The sequence below is a fragment of the Planctomycetaceae bacterium genome (genome assembly GCA_041398825.1).
Classification (GTDB): domain Bacteria; phylum Planctomycetota; class Planctomycetia; order Planctomycetales; family Planctomycetaceae; genus F1-80-MAGs062.
On sequence record JAWKTX010000002.1, the window covers coordinates 497,136 to 513,435 of the forward strand.

17 protein-coding genes and 1 tRNA gene are annotated in these 16,300 nt (G+C 54.5%); 4 read left to right on the forward strand and 14 right to left on the reverse strand.

Features of this window, described 5'->3' with window-relative positions; translation table 11 throughout:
- Positions 1-34: 34 nt before the first annotated feature.
- The 8 genes from R3C20_05815 to R3C20_05850 all read right to left on the reverse strand — a co-directional run bounded on the left by R3C20_05815 (position 35) and on the right by R3C20_05850 (position 6,540).
- Positions 35-313, reverse strand: a complete 279-nt coding sequence (locus R3C20_05815; GenBank protein ID MEZ6040001.1) for a hypothetical protein — start codon at positions 311-313, stop codon at positions 35-37.
- 327 nt (positions 314-640) lie between these two features.
- On the reverse strand, positions 641-931 hold the full coding sequence (locus R3C20_05820) for a hypothetical protein (protein MEZ6040002.1): 291 nt from the start codon (positions 929-931) through the stop codon (positions 641-643).
- Between the two features lie 280 nt (positions 932-1,211).
- Positions 1,212-1,757, reverse strand: coding sequence for a hypothetical protein (locus R3C20_05825; GenBank protein MEZ6040003.1), 546 nt, complete (start codon positions 1,755-1,757; stop codon positions 1,212-1,214).
- Positions 1,758-1,838: 81 nt separating this feature from the next.
- Positions 1,839-2,003, reverse strand: a complete 165-nt coding sequence (locus R3C20_05830) for a hypothetical protein (protein MEZ6040004.1) — start codon at positions 2,001-2,003, stop codon at positions 1,839-1,841.
- A 64-nt stretch (positions 2,004-2,067) separates the two neighbouring features.
- Positions 2,068-2,328 carry a hypothetical protein gene (locus tag R3C20_05835; GenBank protein ID MEZ6040005.1) on the reverse strand — a complete coding sequence of 87 codons (261 nt, stop codon included), beginning with the start codon at positions 2,326-2,328 and terminating at the stop codon, positions 2,068-2,070.
- 357 nt (positions 2,329-2,685) lie between these two features.
- Complete coding sequence (locus R3C20_05840) at positions 2,686-2,853, reverse strand: hypothetical protein (GenBank protein ID MEZ6040006.1); 168 nt, start codon at positions 2,851-2,853, stop codon at positions 2,686-2,688.
- A gap of 661 nt (positions 2,854-3,514) precedes the next feature.
- Positions 3,515-4,621 carry a cis-3-hydroxy-L-proline dehydratase gene (locus R3C20_05845; GenBank protein MEZ6040007.1) on the reverse strand — a complete coding sequence of 369 codons (1,107 nt, stop codon included), beginning with the start codon at positions 4,619-4,621 and terminating at the stop codon, positions 3,515-3,517.
- Positions 4,622-4,746: 125 nt separating this feature from the next.
- Positions 4,747-6,540 (reverse strand): arylsulfatase, encoded by a 1,794-nt coding sequence (locus tag R3C20_05850; protein ID MEZ6040008.1) that lies wholly within the window; start codon positions 6,538-6,540, stop codon positions 4,747-4,749.
- Positions 6,541-6,931: 391 nt separating this feature from the next.
- Between R3C20_05850 and R3C20_05855 the strand changes: the two genes are divergently transcribed.
- Positions 6,932-7,342, forward strand: coding sequence for a hypothetical protein (locus R3C20_05855; GenBank protein ID MEZ6040009.1), 411 nt, complete (start codon positions 6,932-6,934; stop codon positions 7,340-7,342).
- 169 nt (positions 7,343-7,511) lie between these two features.
- On the opposite strand, the gene R3C20_05860 is transcribed toward R3C20_05855, so the two are convergent.
- The 4 genes from R3C20_05860 to R3C20_05875 form a co-directional block, all read right to left on the reverse strand.
- Entirely contained in the window at positions 7,512-7,802 is a 291-nt protein-coding gene (locus R3C20_05860) for a hypothetical protein (GenBank protein ID MEZ6040010.1), read from the reverse strand.
- Positions 7,803-8,315: 513 nt separating this feature from the next.
- Positions 8,316-9,245 (reverse strand): N-acetylmuramic acid 6-phosphate etherase, encoded by a 930-nt coding sequence (gene murQ, locus R3C20_05865; protein ID MEZ6040011.1) that lies wholly within the window; start codon positions 9,243-9,245, stop codon positions 8,316-8,318.
- Between the two features lie 136 nt (positions 9,246-9,381).
- Positions 9,382-11,517: a hypothetical protein gene (locus R3C20_05870; protein ID MEZ6040012.1), complete on the reverse strand. Its 2,136-nt coding sequence runs from the start codon at positions 11,515-11,517 to the stop codon at positions 9,382-9,384.
- A gap of 284 nt (positions 11,518-11,801) precedes the next feature.
- On the reverse strand, positions 11,802-11,948 hold the full coding sequence (locus tag R3C20_05875) for a hypothetical protein (protein ID MEZ6040013.1): 147 nt from the start codon (positions 11,946-11,948) through the stop codon (positions 11,802-11,804).
- A 123-nt stretch (positions 11,949-12,071) separates the two neighbouring features.
- Between R3C20_05875 and R3C20_05880 the strand changes: the two genes are divergently transcribed.
- The 3 genes from R3C20_05880 to R3C20_05890 all read left to right on the forward strand — a co-directional run bounded on the left by R3C20_05880 (position 12,072) and on the right by R3C20_05890 (position 14,044).
- A complete protein-coding gene (locus tag R3C20_05880) occupies positions 12,072-13,184 on the forward strand; it encodes a hypothetical protein (protein MEZ6040014.1) in 1,113 nt (370 codons plus the stop codon).
- 308 nt (positions 13,185-13,492) lie between these two features.
- A complete protein-coding gene (locus R3C20_05885) occupies positions 13,493-13,876 on the forward strand; it encodes a hypothetical protein (GenBank protein ID MEZ6040015.1) in 384 nt (127 codons plus the stop codon).
- A 93-nt stretch (positions 13,877-13,969) separates the two neighbouring features.
- Positions 13,970-14,044, forward strand: a tRNA-Pro gene (locus tag R3C20_05890).
- Positions 14,045-14,564: 520 nt separating this feature from the next.
- Here the strand turns inward: R3C20_05890 and R3C20_05895 are convergent.
- Both R3C20_05895 and R3C20_05900 read right to left on the reverse strand, forming a co-directional pair.
- Complete coding sequence (locus R3C20_05895) at positions 14,565-15,461, reverse strand: hypothetical protein (protein ID MEZ6040016.1); 897 nt, start codon at positions 15,459-15,461, stop codon at positions 14,565-14,567.
- The gene (locus R3C20_05900) at positions 15,458-16,267 is read right to left on the reverse strand and encodes a hypothetical protein (GenBank protein MEZ6040017.1); all 810 of its coding nucleotides are present in this window, start codon (positions 16,265-16,267) and stop codon (positions 15,458-15,460) included. Before R3C20_05900 ends, R3C20_05895 begins: the two co-directional genes overlap by 4 nt.
- Positions 16,268-16,300: the final 33 nt, after the last annotated feature.

Consider the following 16,300-nt stretch of genomic DNA (forward strand, 5'->3'; position numbering starts at 1 on the left):
GGTTGACATACTTGTCTTCGCCTTCGGCTGCGGGTTAAACGATAGATGCTTCAGGAACCACGCCACCTCCAACTGCGTCGCTTCCTCGAAGCCCTCGCGATAGACGCCAGCATCCCTGGATGACGTGGTACGCCGACGGCACGCCGCGCTCGAGCAGTCCCTTATGAACAGCCTCGACGTTGTCGTTGTTACTCAGTTCCTCGTTCTCCGCGACGACAAAGATGATCGGAGACGTGATGCGATCGGCTGATTCGACGGCATTGAAGCCCACGCTCTTTGCCGGGTTCACTCGCATATTCGAGTAGCGTTCCATTCACCGGTCATCTTGAGCGCCGGTCTCGATGGGGACCGGTTCGGTCTCGCCGCAGGCCGCTTGCCAAATGAGGGCGGCGGCGACGGCTCGCGGAGATCGTCCGCCCATGCCGGGCACCGGTCGCGACACATTTCACGCGGTTCAATCGCGGCCATCGTTGCACCAGTCCGCCGCCGTAGCTGCTCCCACAAAAACCGATGCGATCCTTATCGACGTTCGGTTCGCCCGCGAGAAAACTGATGGCCGCACGGATGTCCTCTTTGGTCTGATCGGTGTAGTTCATCTGCCACTGCCGCCTTGACCTTGATGGTCATCTCGTTGTTTTCGTCAGGTTTCGGCTGCGGATCGGACCGCCATCAGTTGGCTTTCACTGTCGCCCCAACCGCGATAGTCGAACGCGAGCACGAGACGAAACCGTTCCGAGCAAAAGATGAAGCGCGACACGGCCTGTGTTCCCCCTTCGTCCCGCCTGTCCCGGCACAAAGGACAATGGCCGGAAACTTTGGTTGGGCTGACGATCCTTCGGGATGCGTACAGGTCGCCGGTCATCCGCGTGCCGTCGCTGAAGATGACCACCGGTCGCTTCTCGACGCCATCGAGCGGCTGTTGCCGGGGCATTTTGCTCTCCTCTGCCTGGTGTGGGCTGGGTTGTTCGCTGCGGTCGTTTCGCCAGCCAGACCTGCAGCTCTTTTACCGAGGCGAACCTGTCGCCAACGGTGTCGACATCGTCGAACACAGCTTGTTCGGAGCCTCTTCGCGGCTCAATCGGCCATCGCCGTCTGGTCTGCTTGTTTGAACCAGGCTGCATCTCGAGACTCGGGAGCGGGACGCTCGTCGCTCTGCAACGGCCACCTGTGCCGCTGTGAGACAGAATGTGAATGCCACGAAGGCAGGAAATCTAATGATCATTCGAAGCTGCCTCCGGGATTTGAATCCAGCGTTCGGCAGATGTGCCAAACCAGTTCACGATCAGCTCACGGCGTCTGGCGGAATCTGTATCACTGGCGAATATTCGATTAGGTTCTTTCAGATGCCCTTGCGGACGATACATCGCTTCGTCAGCCAGTCGAGAATCGACCAGCGTAAACGTCACGATGGTCGAGGACTGATCGGGAAACCCCCGTTCGACCACGAGCCGCCGGATCGCTTTCGATTCGCGATCGACTTCGATCATCGCCCGTTTGAGCGGACGTTCACTCCAGCGTCGACGAGGGACGGCAGTGATGATGTCGGTCCCTGCCGGACCCTTCCGGTCCGCTCCAACTGAGCAATGCTTGAGAAAGTTCTGGCAGCAGTGTTTCCAGATGCAGCGTGTACAGGTCGCCGATGTACTTGAGGCACTCCCATCTCGTCGGCACCAACCACGAACCAGGCGCGGCCCCAGCGTCATCCAGATTGCTCCGTCAGCATCACGTCCCCAGGCCCAGCGACGATAGCCGTTCATTTCCACCCAGAATTGATCTCCTGTGTCGAGACTTTCACATCGCGTGGGATATTCATCCCGTTGTCGGCTGTCGGGTGACGTTCACTCGACGACATAGACTCGCTCGATCGGTTCAGCGTGGGTATGGATGGCGGCTTCAACAATCTGGCTGGCACTGGCATAGACCGGGTTGTCACCATGACCTGTCAGCAGAAAGGCTGCCAACGCCACGCTGGCCGCGATAACCAGCCAGTTGGTGAGCCTCACTTGAGTGCGGCGACTTGTCGCCGATTTGGATTGGTCTTCAAGCCTTCTGAAACGGGCTGTCACTTCAGAGAAAGCTGTGACGAGTCACAGCACTCCGAAACATCAGGTTCCGCCACCAGTCGACCAATGCCGTAAGCGATTCCCGTCCCAGATCGTCACTCAGCAGCGAGTCCAGCAGCAGATGATCAACCATCTGCTTGATGCCATCCGGAACCGACTTCGCCACTTGCTGCAGTTCATCGAGATGCTCTTCACTCGGTTGCTCGTCAACCAGTTCGATGAGCAATTCCTTCAATAGTTCTTGATCAGGTTTTCTGGGGGTCATGCTTCAGTACCTCCCGTGCCGCCAATTGCTGTTCAATGCAGTCCAGGAGCCGCACCGCGAATGCGATACAGAGTCTGACGAATCGAACCTGCGGGGCGACCAATGGCCTCCGCAATCCGCTCGATCGCGTGGCCGCCGACGTAACGCAGGTCGATCAGGCTGCTGTTGGCCGTGGAGCGAGCTTATTCAGACAATGTTCAACGCCTTTACGTCGCTCATCGAGCTGACTCCAGACGCTGCTCAGCCACCGCCGCCATGGCTCCACAATCTCGGGTCGAACACCAGCCGTTCGCGAGTATTTTCGGAATCTGGTTCAGCGACCTGAACCGGGCAATCTGACTGGCCCAGGCCCAGAAATCAGTCCCCGGCTGAAACCTCCGCCTTCTCCCACAGAACCGCATTCACTTCCTGCAGTAGATCGTCAACGTCGCCCTGCCGAACCAGTAAACAGCGCATAAACGCCCTGAGCCGCGGCTGACACCGAGCAATCTCCTGCACCAGAAGTTTCTGCGTTTCGTCGTTCAACAGATTCGTCCTCCAGGAAGCTAATGTCGCCCGGAGTAGAAACGTCAACAACCGAGTCAAGAGAATTCTGGCCTGCTGGTTTCGGGTGAACTCCGGTCTATGCAGGATACATGGGCGCAAAAAAGCCAGACGGACCCAACGCCCAACCGGCTTTCTCTATTCGAATGATGTCTCGAAGCTCCCTGAGACGGGACTCGAACATGACGTGACATGTCGTATCGGGCGCGGTCTTCGGGCGAGCTTCGTGACCAGGGAGGGCGTGGCACGAGTCAGATGCCCGGGAATGGCTGATGCGTCGGTGCAACACGCCCGTGCGGCGATCAGATCAGCGAGGTGGTGCTGGCAATTTCCATCGACGTTGCCAGCGAACAAGGCCTGGCCGAAATACTGCAGTATGCAGGATCGATCGGGCTTACGCGCCCACCGGCATCGTCGATCCGTGGGCGTTGGTTGCAACGATGGCCCGCCTGGCCTTTCGACAGGCAACCGTTCGCACGCGATTGGAAAACGCACAAAGGGCAACCCGAAGAGTGAGCGAAGGACATTGGACATTTTCACGGACGTTTATGGGCCAGCGATCAATTGCTGGCGCGTCGGGTTCCTCTTTTCAGTCAGGTTCCTCTTTTCACTGGCGGCAAGACGTCCCTGATTCGATGGAGCATCAAAGCCGAATGTCGACGACAGGATCGCCGAACAGTTCAAATCGAGGTTGAACTCCCAGGCCCGGCGCAGTGGAGGCAGACATTCGACCATTCACGCGCTGTGGGGCACCTTCCGCATTGCTTACGGTCACATAGCTGTTGAAGTCTGTTGCTGTGAACAGGAATTCCGGAGGCGTGCTGTGTGCAAGATGGGCAATGGCCGCGGTTGTAATATCTCCGCCCCAGCTGTCTTCGAGCGTCATGGCGATGCCAAGTTGCAGGCAGAGATCACGAGCCTGACGAATCTTTGTCAGCCCACCAAACTTGCTGATCTTCAGGTTGACGACGTCGGCTCCCAGATCCCCGTGAGCTCGCAACAGCATCTCTAGGCTGTCGATATGCTCGTCCATAACAAACGGATGGTCCGTCCGTCGCCGGATTGACAGGTTTTCGTCGTATGAAAGGCAGGGTTGTTCAATGTAGACATCGATATCTTTGACAGCTCGAACCACCCTCGCGGCTTCATGCATCAGCCAGCCTGTATTTGCATCGGCAATCAGTTTATCGGTTGGTTCCAGAATCGCGCGGACCGCCCGAATCCGTTCGATATCTTCATTCGGATCCCCGCCGACTTTCAGCTGGAAACGAGTGTACCCCGCATTGCGATAGCTTTCGACATTCCTTGCCATCTGTTCGGCTGGCTGCTGAGAAATAGCTCGGTACAAGACGAAATCGTCTCCGTAACGCCCTCCCAGTAAGTCGCACACCGGCAGACCTGATGCCTGTCCAAGAAGATCCCAACAAGCAATATCGATTCCGGATTTTACATAGGGATGGCCTTTCATGGCCTTGTCCATGATGTGGTTCAGTCGGCCGGTCTGCGTAGGATTCTGACCCAGTAGATGTGGAGCAAGTTCCGCGATTCCAGCACGTACACCATTCGCATAGGCGGCCAGATAAAAAGGTCCCAGCGGACAAACTTCGCCATGTCCTGCCAGTCCGCTGTCAGTTTCGACGCGCACGATGGTGCTGTCAAAGACATCAACCGACTTACCACCAGACCATTTGTAACTTCCTTCATGCAGGGGAAGGTCAATCTGATAGGCGGCAATACGTGTGATCTTCATCGGAGGGCAATCTGGTCAGAGACACTCTGAAACTGAAAAAGAGAATTATCAAACCCCGAAGTGGAGTTGATCTGGCGATCCCGGGAACACCGTTGGTCAGGAATCTCGTCAGAAAATATCGCAGGCTAAGGCTCGGCGCTGATCCTGCGAAGTGTGAGTAATCGGAAATCCATAACCTGAGAACCCGGGATATCGGTGGCTGAAAGTGTGAGAGTCCCGGTTCCTTTGGGAAGGTGCATCCTGCCCAGAGTCATCCGTCCAAAGTTCTTGACGTAACCCTCCCCACGTTCTACGCGATCGTCAGAGCCGCCAATCAGGGCAGACTCAACCGGATCTGAGACGATTCCTTCCAGCATCACGTCTCTGAACCGAAGTTGAATTGTGGCCCCTACGTCTGGTGCAGCGCAGGTGTAATAGATGCCAACTTCGAATTCGCCTTCCTCGACGACGTCTACCTTCCAGTGAATGGCATCTTCGGTACTGCACCAGTTACTGAAGTAACTGCAGTTGGGATGACGACTACTTCGTGTCATTCCGCCAACTGTGACGGCATCTCTTGCAGGTAGCTGGGTGATGGCAAAATCCGGGTGAGCGATGAGGAATGGTCGACTGTCTTTGTCGTAACCGGGCATGACTTCGTTGCGATACCTGCGGACAGCATCCTTGAGTTCTTCGGTGATCTCCGGGTGCTGCTCAGCCAGATTGGAATACTGCCCGGGATCGATGGACATGTCAAAAAGATGCCCGGCATCATCCAGACGAAAGCGTTGATTGCGTGCTGCGACTCGTTTGCCCCAATGAGAAATCAGAGTTCTGTCGGGCCATTCATTGGGAATTGCTTCCGGTGCCAGCAGCGGCTTCAGGCTGACCCCGTCGAGTGATTTCGTCGAAATGAGGGGAACGCTGGCCAGGTCGGCAATTGTTGGCAGAAGATCGATGGCTGCGGCGATAGGTTCGGCCTTTCTGCCGGCAGCAATTTTTCCGGGCCAGCGAATGATCAACGGAGATCGAACCCCACCCTCGTCGGTGGAACCCTTGCGGCCTTTCATTCCGCCATTCCATCGAAAACTATTGGGGCCGTTATCGCAGAAGTACAGCACGATGGTGTCGTTGGTTAGTTGCAGCCGATCCAGAGTCTGAAGGACTCGACCAACATTCCAGTCGATGTTCTCGCACATTGCCAGGGCTGCGCGGGTGAATACGACGTCTTCCTTGTCCGGGTCTCGATGGCGACTGGTTATTTCTTTGTCGGCAAATCTGTTCCACCATGTATCCGGCACCTGCATCGGCGAATGTGGTGTGTTGTATGGCAGATACACAAAGAACGGCTCGTCCTGATTTTCTTCAATGAACCTGATCGCATGGTTTGTAAAGTCATCGATGCAAAAGCCTTCGCCTGTCACAATTTCGCCATTGTGATCCAGCATCGGCGTGAAGTACTGCCCCCAATGGCCGGAACAAAATCCGTAAAATTCCTGAAAGCCTCGGCCCAGGGGATGATAGGGGTATTGCATCCCGTTGTGCCATTTTCCGAACGCGGCAGTCGCATATCCGGCGGCTTTCAGAGTATCCGCAATCGTCACTTCGTCCAGATTCAGTCGTTCGCCGCCGGTGCTGACTCCGTAAACTCCGCCACGCGGATGATATCGTCCTGTCAGAAATTCAGCTCGTGTGGGAGAACAGACCGGGCAAACAAAAAACCGATCGAACTGCGTACCTTCTTTAGCCAGCTGATCGATGTTTGGAGTCGAAAGATTCTCATTTCCGTTCAGACTGAGATCGCCCCATCCCTGATCATCGCTGAGAAAAACGATGATGTTGGGGCTGGTGGTGGATCTCTCGGCCGCGCCACAGTCAGCGGTCGACAGAAACAGGACCACGATCAGGCACAGAAGTGCCTTTGCCGGATTCGAACTCATGATTTCCCCTCCCCTCAAAAACCAGGTGAACGGGAATCATATCGGATTCGCAAATCCACGTCGCCTGAGGTGAGATTTCGGGCAGACAAATCCGCAACGCTGGAGGGTCGTCGAGACACAGAGTTGCCAAATGTAGTCGACAGAACGTATTCCGGCGGATAAATTCTGCCTTTTACACGCAGTCCGGTTCTTTCGGGCGGGGATGTCAGCGGCGTCTCTTTCGAGTGCTCGGCCTGCTGCTCCCTGGGCAACGGCGTGTGGTCGCCCATCTTATCAACCCTGTGTTTTATCAGCACTGTGTTTTGTCAGCCCTGTGTATTATCAGCCCTGTGCATTATCAGCGCTGTGTTTTGTCCGGAACCGATCAAAGATTCATTGGGGAACGCATCGGGTGCCTCGAAGATTTCAAAACAATCGCAGCGATACGGGCAGCCTGCTCGCCTCGACATTTATTGTGGCGATGGCCGTAGGATGCTCCATATGCATTTGCATCGCGGTGGATCCCCGTTCCGGAATGGACAGCGCGATCGTCATTGGCGTGGTGGGAGCGATTTTTCTGACAGTCATCGCACTGCAGCGATTCAGCACTCCCCGAGCCATGACAATGTCATTCCTGAGTGTCCTCAGCCGCAACCATCGTGATGATGGACTCGCAAGCCAGTATCGACCTCGCAAAGTCAAATCGAAATCCCAGGCAACTGCGGAAATCAATCAGCCGATCACAGTCGACGAATTGCGAGAAATTCAATCGACAAGTGCTAATACCTGGGTGCCGGCCCGCGGGCAAAAACTTCGCGACTGATGCGTCGACCACAACCATTTGTTAAGACTCTGATGAGCCAGGCTCAGCGCATGAAAAAACCGTCTGCGGAGACTGCAGACGGTTTTGTATTTTGGCTGCGATGCTTCTTCGATGCTTCGCTTTCTCGATGCTTCACTGTGACCGTCATGAACGATCAGCATCTGAACAATCAAAAGATGTCCAGCATGAAGTGAGCACCCCTGTGGTATGGCTTCTCTGACGGGTAGAAGTTGTACCAGTTGGAGTTGTAGACGGGGATCCGCATTTCCGGAGCGTAGCGATAGTACATGTGATCGTACGTCTGAGGACGCTGGAAGTTCTGTGGATAGTAGACGTATGGATAATGGTAGAATCGCTGCCAGTCAGAAGGCTGCCCTGGAGGGGCGGCTTCCGCTCGATCCGTCGTCTGAACACACGCTGCCATCACGATGATGGCAAACAAAACAACTCGCTTCAGCATTGGTTATCTCCCAGAATCAGACTGTTCTGACATTCCGGCAACGCGAGTCGTTGATCCCGCTTCAGGCCGGTCCCGTACCTGTCAACCAGCACTTCAGTGCAGGTTGATCGAAGAGCTGGACGAGTTCTCGGCCGCGAACCATGGTAGTCAGATGGCCGCAGCCATCTCCCATCGCCCCCGGAAACAGACACAGGGTTCGCTGTGCCGAGTCTCGCCAGTATCTTCTGTGAATTCTGTCATATGCCTTCCGCACTCTCAGGCTCGGCAAACTCTGCCGGTTTCGAGCGAATCGCGGTAGACCCATCACGAGGATATTCATCGGCAGTCGTGCACCGGCAGAATCAATGCTTTCCGCAGAATCGTTAAGTTCGGTTCATTCTGTCCCAGGGTAGTCGTGCGATCGCCCATCGCTGCCCGATTCCATCGTTGTGCTCGCCGGATTTCCGGGATGCAGTTTTCCCATGAATGTCATTCACCGCAGCTTTGAGTGTCACTTCCTGCACCGGTTGTTTTTCAGCATTCCGTCGGTCCTGGCGAATCACCTGGTCTGATCGCCTTTCGGAGATGGCCGCCACAGTTTGCCAGATGAATCCTCGCGTCGCTGGCGGATAATCCAAGCCTCGAAGCCACAATTGCAGTCTTGACTTCTCCATTGCATCGCTGCAACTGTTCCGTCGATTCCTGTGCACTCAGGCCGGTGAGTTCAGCGACTATGCGCCGAGACCGATCTACGAGCTTTTCATTCGTCGCAGTCAGGTCGACCATCAGGTTGCCAAAGGTCTTGCCAAGGCGAACCATGGTCCCGGTAGTCAGCATGTTCAATACCATTTTGGTTGCCGTCCCGGCCTTCAGTCGAGTCGACCCGGTGATGACTTCAGGACCGACCACAGGCTCAATCATCAGGTCTGTAACGCCACACAATGCAGAACCGGGATTGCAGGCGAATCCAATCGCGTAGGCACCTGTGTGTCGAGCATATTCCAGACCTGCGATGACATAGGGCGTACGACCACTGGTGGCGATGCCAACGACAACATCGCATGAGTTCAGCGAAATATCCTTCAGGTGCTGAATTCCCTGCTCACCTTCATCCTCAGCTCCTTCAACGGCACTCGTCAACGCTTTCTGTCCACCGGCGATCAAGCCAACGACCATGGCTGGAGGTGTACTGAATGTTGGTGGACACTCACTTGCATCAAGTACACCGAGCCGACCGGAGGTTCCTGCCCCCATGTAAATCAGTCGGCCGTTCCTGCGAATTCGATCTGTAATCACGTCGATGGCTGCCGCGATCGAAGCGGCCTGGCTTCTGACGGCTTCTGCTACAGTGGCATCCTGGTCGTTCATCAACTGAACGATTTGCAGAGAACTCATCTCGTCAATCGCTGACGAGGCTGTATTGCGGGATTCGGTCGCGACATGATTGCCTGAAAGATTGCTCAACTTATTGAACTCCCGGCAGTCCGGGGACTGCGCAGATAACCAAGTGACGGGTGACAGACCACTGGTATTCACGAAAAGAGGCCCGACCTTAAAAGGTCGGGCCTCAGAAATTCATCCTTCACTGCGTTTCAGCAGGCTACTGCAATTCAGCAGTGACCCATCCATCCGAAATCCGGATGTACGAGAGAGTCAGCATGAGAGCTCGATCGGCACTTCCCTGCAGGTCGAAGGTGGTGTCGAGTTCTCGCCGAACGATGGTTCGTCCGAGCACTCGTCGAATCTGGTTCGCTCGTCCGATCTGTCGAGCCCGATTGGTCTCTTCAACACTGGCGACGCCAAAAGTACCTGGCTCAAGAATCAGCTTTCCACCCTGAAGTGAAACACTGATCGGAACCGTGATAATCTGTTCGGGAATCGGGTCTTTCCCTTCCTGATTGACGCCGGCACGGAGAACCAGAATGATCTCATCCTCACCAAAGTGAGCACGGATAGGATCAGTCGAACTGAAGACGAACGTTGTTGGTGGTTCGGGTTCTTCAGTTGACTCCTCCTTCGGCTTGTCATCCTTCGAAAGCTTGATATCCCGCTGAAGCAGTTCGCTCAGTGCGGCTTCCAGTTCCGATGCGACCTGATCTTCGGGGATGCTGCGACCATTGAATTCCAGTGCATCGATGGTGTTGTTCAGCGCTGTTTCATGAACCTGCAACGCCAGCCCACTGGAAGAAAGAAGCATCGGTGGCTGGGTGGAGCCGCCAACGCGATTCACGTTCATCGTTCGAGAGCTTACGGCGATCTGGTTGCTGCTGGACCTGGCACTGATGCTTTCCGGAGCCACACCCTTGCGTTCAAGCGAAGACAGTGTCTTGTGGAGCGTATCGTTTAATTCTGCCAGTTGATTGTCGACTTCCGTTTCGAACTTCGGCAGTGCTTCATCCCGCAAACGATCACGTGTCAGTGCTTCAGACTGGCCTTTGCTCTTCGCAACCTCTTTTCGGGCAATGTTGCGAATAATGCCGCCGATCAATGGGATGCCATCGTACTTGGTGTTCACTGCGACCGTCTGGCTGTTCACGTTGACATCAATTGAGCCGGGGCCGCCGTAGACGTCGTGACCATTGAAGTAAACTGGCTTTGCGGTGTGGAAAAAGTGGTTTCCAAGCGTGCGTACCGTGGCCGGATCCTTGCGTGCGATGGTGTCAGACCGAGTGTTACCATCAGCCTGAATACGAAAGGCGGCAGAGTTGCTGGACGGGATAATATCGGCCGTCACGTTAACGCTCGTGACCTGGGAACCTGTGACCCAGGCCCCCATGATGCAGTCGGCAATGCAGCCGGATTCGCTGCGATAATCGGAGACCAGTCGTGACAACAGGTTTTCAGAAACCGTGATGTGCAGATTGTGGTTGAAGTAATGATTCACCATCACCGGCGAGATCACCGCGTAGGCGGCCGGGAATCGACTGCGAAGAGCGCGGTAGGCAGAACGAACAGCATCGGCATCGACAGACAATTGGCGAGCTTCGTAGGCAAGAGTGGAAGCCACCAGATGATCCAGCATCTGTTTCAGTTCTGCCCGGGCGGCTTCTTCTCCGCTATCCGCGCTTCCCGTTGCCAGAGTCGAATCGATCGCGGCCTTCAGCTTCAGCAACTGAGGTCGCTGCATAAACGATCGCTGGCTGTCTTCCATTGTCTCGGCAGGAGTCAGGTTTTCAGAAACCTTCTTCAGCACATCCGCAGATACACCTTCGTCAAGAAGATCATTCAGGTGCAGGTAGTCCAGCCAGAGCTGCCCGTTTCCAACTGAGTTCAACCAGTCGATCGCGGCCTGGGCTGCCGATGGTACGTTTGAAGTCGTCGAACCAGCAGACAGGTCCTGCACTTCGCCGGCATTCACCGTTGCTTCGATCAGGGCAATCCGTCGACGGAGGCGGCTGACTGCTGATGCCATACCGGGCGTCGATTGATCCGCCTGATCGGCCAGATTCGTGAGTTCCGCTGCGGCCGATCGACGCGCATCCGCAGACTCCTCATTGTTGAACAGAACCCGCAATTGCGGTCCGGCCGAAGCAGCGAAGGCTGCGTCCACTTTTTCAAGCGCCTCTTCCCGGATGTCTTCCGGAACCAGTTTCGCCGCGTTGGCGACCGGTGGTTCATCCTGCGTCGCTCGCAGTGTTCCGGTCGACGTAATTGATGCTAGTAGCATTGCTGTCGCAATGGACAGCATTCCCAAGGCATTTCGTACCTTGTGTGCTGTACTTCGAGTGGTATTCAACGCACGTCCTCCTCAATTCTCTGTCTGATGGCGACAGAATTGCTGCCCCGGGTTCATGCATTATCGACGGTATGTGTCGCCAATCACTTGAAACCAGGAACAACAGTTACATCCTCGCTGACCGTAAAATTCGCCCCACACGTTGAAGGCGACACAGTCTTCGCAGGTTACGCGATCGGTACAAGCTTCTCAATTATCCAGCCGTTCAACCTGTCAAGGCTACGAGAAATCAGAAAGACGTCGGAAACACGACGTCCGAACGCGGGGCGAACAGGTAAAGAGTGTCAGCGAGGGCAAGTTTGCGGACGCCCCCGCCCCAGACCTGTTGGATTCAGGAAGCTTGCCCAAATTCCGGCCCGCACGAGATAGGTATCCAGCGGATAATCGTCTGGATCACGCAGCATCCACGCATCCTGCGAGTTTTGAAACATTGGAAACGTTCATAAGCCTTTTCACAGATGTATCTTGCGCAAAAAAACAACAAGACGGATGGGCGAAACAAGCGTCTACGCTGCCGCTCCGCTTTTGTTGTAATTGCTTGCACACTAGTACATTTGTCAACCCTGGATTTGGTTGCGGAAGAGTCAGTCAGCGACGCAGGTGCAAGAATCGCAGCGCTGGTTGAAAAGATGGAGCATGGGTCTTTCGCAGAGCGACAGATGGCAACGCGATCGCTTCTGTCACTTTCGATCGATGAAATCGCTCCCCTGCAGGAGATTGTCGCAGTTGCCAATGTGGACCAGCGTCCCCGTCTTCAGGCCATTGTCGATAAGATTCAGCAATCTGAGTTCGACCGACGCCTGAGTGTAGCGACGCTGACTCCTTCTCCTGAAACGGCCAACGCTCTGGGCAGTTGGAAACGATTTGCCGAACTGGCGGGGAACAGTACCGACACGGTTTTGTTGTTTCTTGAGATGCAAAAGGCCGAACCTCAGTTGTTTCGAAGCGCTCTTTTCGATCGCTCCCAGCTGCCGCTACTGCTGGAGCAAAGAAGTCAGTCGGTTTCGAAACAACTCAATAGCCGGGTCAGTGAAGGTTTCCCTGCAACGTCGTTTGCCGCGTTAATGTTTCTTGGCGCAGACCCGTCCATCAGACTTCTGCGGGCTACCTCGACAAATATTTCGGACGGGCTGGCAGATGAACGATTTCATCAGTTGATGGTGTCCGGCAGAAATCGAGAGGTGCTCCGTACGCTGGCCAGCCAGTGGGTTGTGCGGCCGGGAATTTCAGCCGAACGACCGTTGCTGTTCTGTATCAAACACCAGTTGCCCGCAGGCAAGACCCTCGCACATCGAGTGATGGAGTCGAAATCAACGCGCCCGGATATGATTCTTGCCATTCTGACCCTCGCTGCCGTTGGCAGTGAAGCAGACATTCCGCGGATTGAGTCAATGTTCTCGGTGCATTCTGTACTTTGGCCACCTCGCAACCAGCAGGCACGGAAGGCCGTCGATGTTGGAAAACAGGTTCCTTCGTACGCAACGGTCCAGACCGCTGATGTGGCACTAGCCGTCGCGATCTATCTGCGCAAGGCTGAATTTGCCGATTTCGGCATGACCGTGAAACTGCAGCCCGTGACTGTTTTCTCTGTGGAAACTCTCGGCTTCGAAGACGAGCAGAAAAGGAAGGCGGCATTCGCTGCCTACGCCGCCGCTTTTCGACCCTGATCCCGCTTGAGCGACTCAAGTCAACTTTTTCCGAACCGGCCACTTTATTGGCATTGTTCCACGCACGTCGGCAGAGTTTCTCCAGATTGACCCAAGCACAAATGTACTGCTGGATGTCCGAGGGTTTGAAGCCTGAAACTTGAGCAGCTTTGAAGAAATTCTCTGCGCACTTTGGAACTCAGCTTCGATTTTTCGCTTCGTATTGCTCGACTGTGTTGTGTTGAAATCAACGCCTGGATCGGCCGATATTCCGGAGTATGAATGGAACTGACTTTCAACTTGATGAGCTTTCTGAAGACTGCCGCACGGTGTTGAACATCTACGCTGTCCGCGAACATGCTCAGAAGAAGGCTGCGGTTGAGAATCCGGGCTGGCTGGATCGCATCGAAGACGTAGAAGGTATCGCTCCCACTTCGCTGACCAGTATTCACGGGATGCTGATTGCAAGAGGATTACTTCGCTTTCAGATTACTGGTCGCAGTGTTGGCCTTCAGTATCAGATCAGTCCTGCTGGCAAGGATATGCTCTCACGCGTCTCGGCGGCTTCAGACCAGGATGACACTGTTGCTGACGCGATCGAATCCGAATTTGCCACGAACTCATTCTCATCAGCCACTGTCTCCGGGGAGAACGCGGACAACAACGCCACTGAGGTTCAGGAACAGCATCCATCACGCCGCGGAGCCGCCTGATCACGCAGGTCAGCAATTCGCTGTCAGTCGGTTGACGATTCCTCATCCAACCGCCATCATTCCACCCGCTCCTGAATTCATTCAGGAGCAAATCGGGCTGTAGCGCAGCTTGGCTAGCGCGCTTGACTGGGGGTCAAGAGGTCGCAGGTTCAAATCCTGTCAGCCCGACTGAAACCGTACCTGAAACCGTACCTGAAGTACGGTTTTCACGTACGGTTTTCTTTTTGGAGTCGCGTAGGTGGTATTCAGCAATCACTTCACGATCTCAGCCACTCTCGGAGAGGGACCATTTGCCAATGTTTTCGGTGTACTGAAATTGCCACTGGTAGGGAGTCCGCAGTGAAGCGGGTGAAAAGAACACCGTTGAAGGACGAATCAGTCCTTGATAGGTTTCGCAATGAACTCGAGATCATGGAGAGACTCACCGGCGTCAATGCGGTCATCCCGATTCATCGGGCATTCCCAAGTGCTCCTGACTATGCGAACATCATGCCCTTGGCAGAGTCCAACCTGCAAACGCATATTGATAAGAACAACAATAGACTTGGACGTGAGGAAAGGTATGCAATCATTGATCGCATACTTTCCGCCTTGGCGGCTGCCCACGCAATCTCAATTCTTCATCGGGATCTGTCACCTCCCTCACTAAGGGGACAACCACCGTTCGCCGCTGTCAATCGCCTTCCGGTCATTGAACGAAGGATTCAATATCACTGGGTGCAAGGACAAGTTCGGCACTCCCCTCCGAAAAGAGGATGACTTCATATTCGAAGCCAGATCGAATGAACAGTGTTTTCAGTGGTTGAAACTGTGCGAAGGAATCGCGTGAGACAAACAGTCGAACAAAATGTTCTGACTTCCGAATCCCAATTAATCGCTTCTTTAGACCCGGATCTTCCTCCGATGTCACCTTCACTCCAGCGCCAGGTCGTGGGGCGATGACTGTCGTCCCAAGCCTGTCCGATTCTATGCAATCCACGTCGTCGATAAATCCGTCTGGAGTCGTGGCGCGATGAAGTTTTGATCGATGCAGCATGTACGCCACACCTTGCTTGGTTGTGCGGCGGACTTTTGGAATTGTGGCAGTTCTCGCGGCCAGTTCGACCGCCTTACTGAGCTCCAGATGCAGTTGTCTGTTCACTTCGGTAGTTCGAGCCAGTTCTCCGGCCTGGCGATTCAATTGCTCGTTAACTTCCACATTGCTGGCTTGAATCTCTGAAACACTCATAACTCTGGAAGCTCGCTCCTCAGACAGCGTCAGGTGCTGCTGAGAGACTGCAACGACCTGTGAAGCCAAGTGCCGTGACTCGTCACTGGTTAGTCGGTCAATCAAGCGTTGCTGCTGAGCGTGCTGCGTCGACAACTGACGCAGTCGAATTCTGGCTGCAGCGATCTGTTGCTGGCATTCCTGTACCAAGGTTTCTGTCGCCGACTGCTCAAGCTGCGAGTTTGACTCAGGACCGGATCTTCCGGCAAGAATGGCAACCAGTATCGATATGAAAATCACGGCCCCGAAGGTGTTGCAAATAGTGTCCAACAATAGATCCAAGCTATCGGACTGGCTGACTGACCGCCGCTTCGTCATGGCTTTTCTCCGCCTGCCTGTCCCAGCACAAATGATTGTTGAGGGAGCAAGTCGAAGCCAAACGAAGAATTGGACTCATGCATCGTCTCAGTCAGGAATTCAAATTCCGGGGCAGAGTCTGGCTTAACCAGCAACATGAAGGAATCTCCCAACTTTGACTTAGTGTCAATCCATCGCGTCAGTTCACTGACGTTGGGAAATGATTGGAACGACTGCTCCTGGCCAATTTGCGCCACTTTGATGTCGGATGGGCTCGTCAGTTCCACAAGCCAGCAATTGGCTGACTGAGCATCATGCGCGTTGTAGATAACTCGCTGTCCACTGGTGATTTTCTCAATCTCCTGCTGTAGTATTTCGTTTTCCAGTTTCAATTCTCCGATATGTAACACTTCAGCCGATCGACGTTGGAATTCACTCTGTGACTGTCTGAGTTCACTCTCGGCGGCAATTGTCAGTTGATTGAGTCGCTGCAACTCAGCTTCGGTCGTTGAAATCTCGTTCTGCATGGCGGTAACTGAATCGGTCAGCACTTTGGGGTCGAGCAATGCACCTGATTTCAGCATGTCTGTCTGGCTCTGAACTGAAGCGACCGATTCTGCAACAGCTTGTTCCAGCTGATCTGCTTCCGCCTGCATACTGTCCAGCAATTGCTGAATCTCCGGGGAAGTCTGTGGCACACCAGCTACGGCAATCTGAAGCGACATCATCAATGTCAGCAGCAGCATGATCCCCATCACGCAAGTGATGATGTCTTGAAAGGCAAACAAAGAAATAGCCGTTGTCCCGCTTCGTTGTCGCCTGGACATATCTGCTTACTCCAGTTCTGTGTCGGTACTACG

What these genes read in the sequence shown, in the direction of transcription:
- R3C20_05815 (MEZ6040001.1), bottom strand. Translation starts at nt 313, where the DNA reads ATGGAACGCTACTCGAATATGCGAGTGAACCCGGCAAAGAGCGTGGGC.
- R3C20_05820 (MEZ6040002.1), bottom strand. Translation starts at nt 931, where the DNA reads ATGCCCCGGCAACAGCCGCTCGATGGCGTCGAGAAGCGACCGGTGGTC.
- R3C20_05825 (MEZ6040003.1), bottom strand. Translation starts at nt 1,757, where the DNA reads ATGAACGGCTATCGTCGCTGGGCCTGGGGACGTGATGCTGACGGAGCA.
- R3C20_05835 (MEZ6040005.1), bottom strand. Translation starts at nt 2,328, where the DNA reads ATGACCCCCAGAAAACCTGATCAAGAACTATTGAAGGAATTGCTCATC.
- R3C20_05845 (MEZ6040007.1), bottom strand. Translation starts at nt 4,621, where the DNA reads ATGAAGATCACACGTATTGCCGCCTATCAGATTGACCTTCCCCTGCAT.
- R3C20_05850 (MEZ6040008.1), bottom strand. Translation starts at nt 6,540, where the DNA reads ATGAGTTCGAATCCGGCAAAGGCACTTCTGTGCCTGATCGTGGTCCTG.
- R3C20_05860 (MEZ6040010.1), bottom strand. Translation starts at nt 7,802, where the DNA reads ATGCTGAAGCGAGTTGTTTTGTTTGCCATCATCGTGATGGCAGCGTGT.
- R3C20_05875 (MEZ6040013.1), bottom strand. Translation starts at nt 11,948, where the DNA reads ATGTTTCAAAACTCGCAGGATGCGTGGATGCTGCGTGATCCAGACGAT.
- R3C20_05895 (MEZ6040016.1), bottom strand. Translation starts at nt 15,461, where the DNA reads ATGACGAAGCGGCGGTCAGTCAGCCAGTCCGATAGCTTGGATCTATTG.
- R3C20_05900 (MEZ6040017.1), bottom strand. Translation starts at nt 16,267, where the DNA reads ATGTCCAGGCGACAACGAAGCGGGACAACGGCTATTTCTTTGTTTGCC.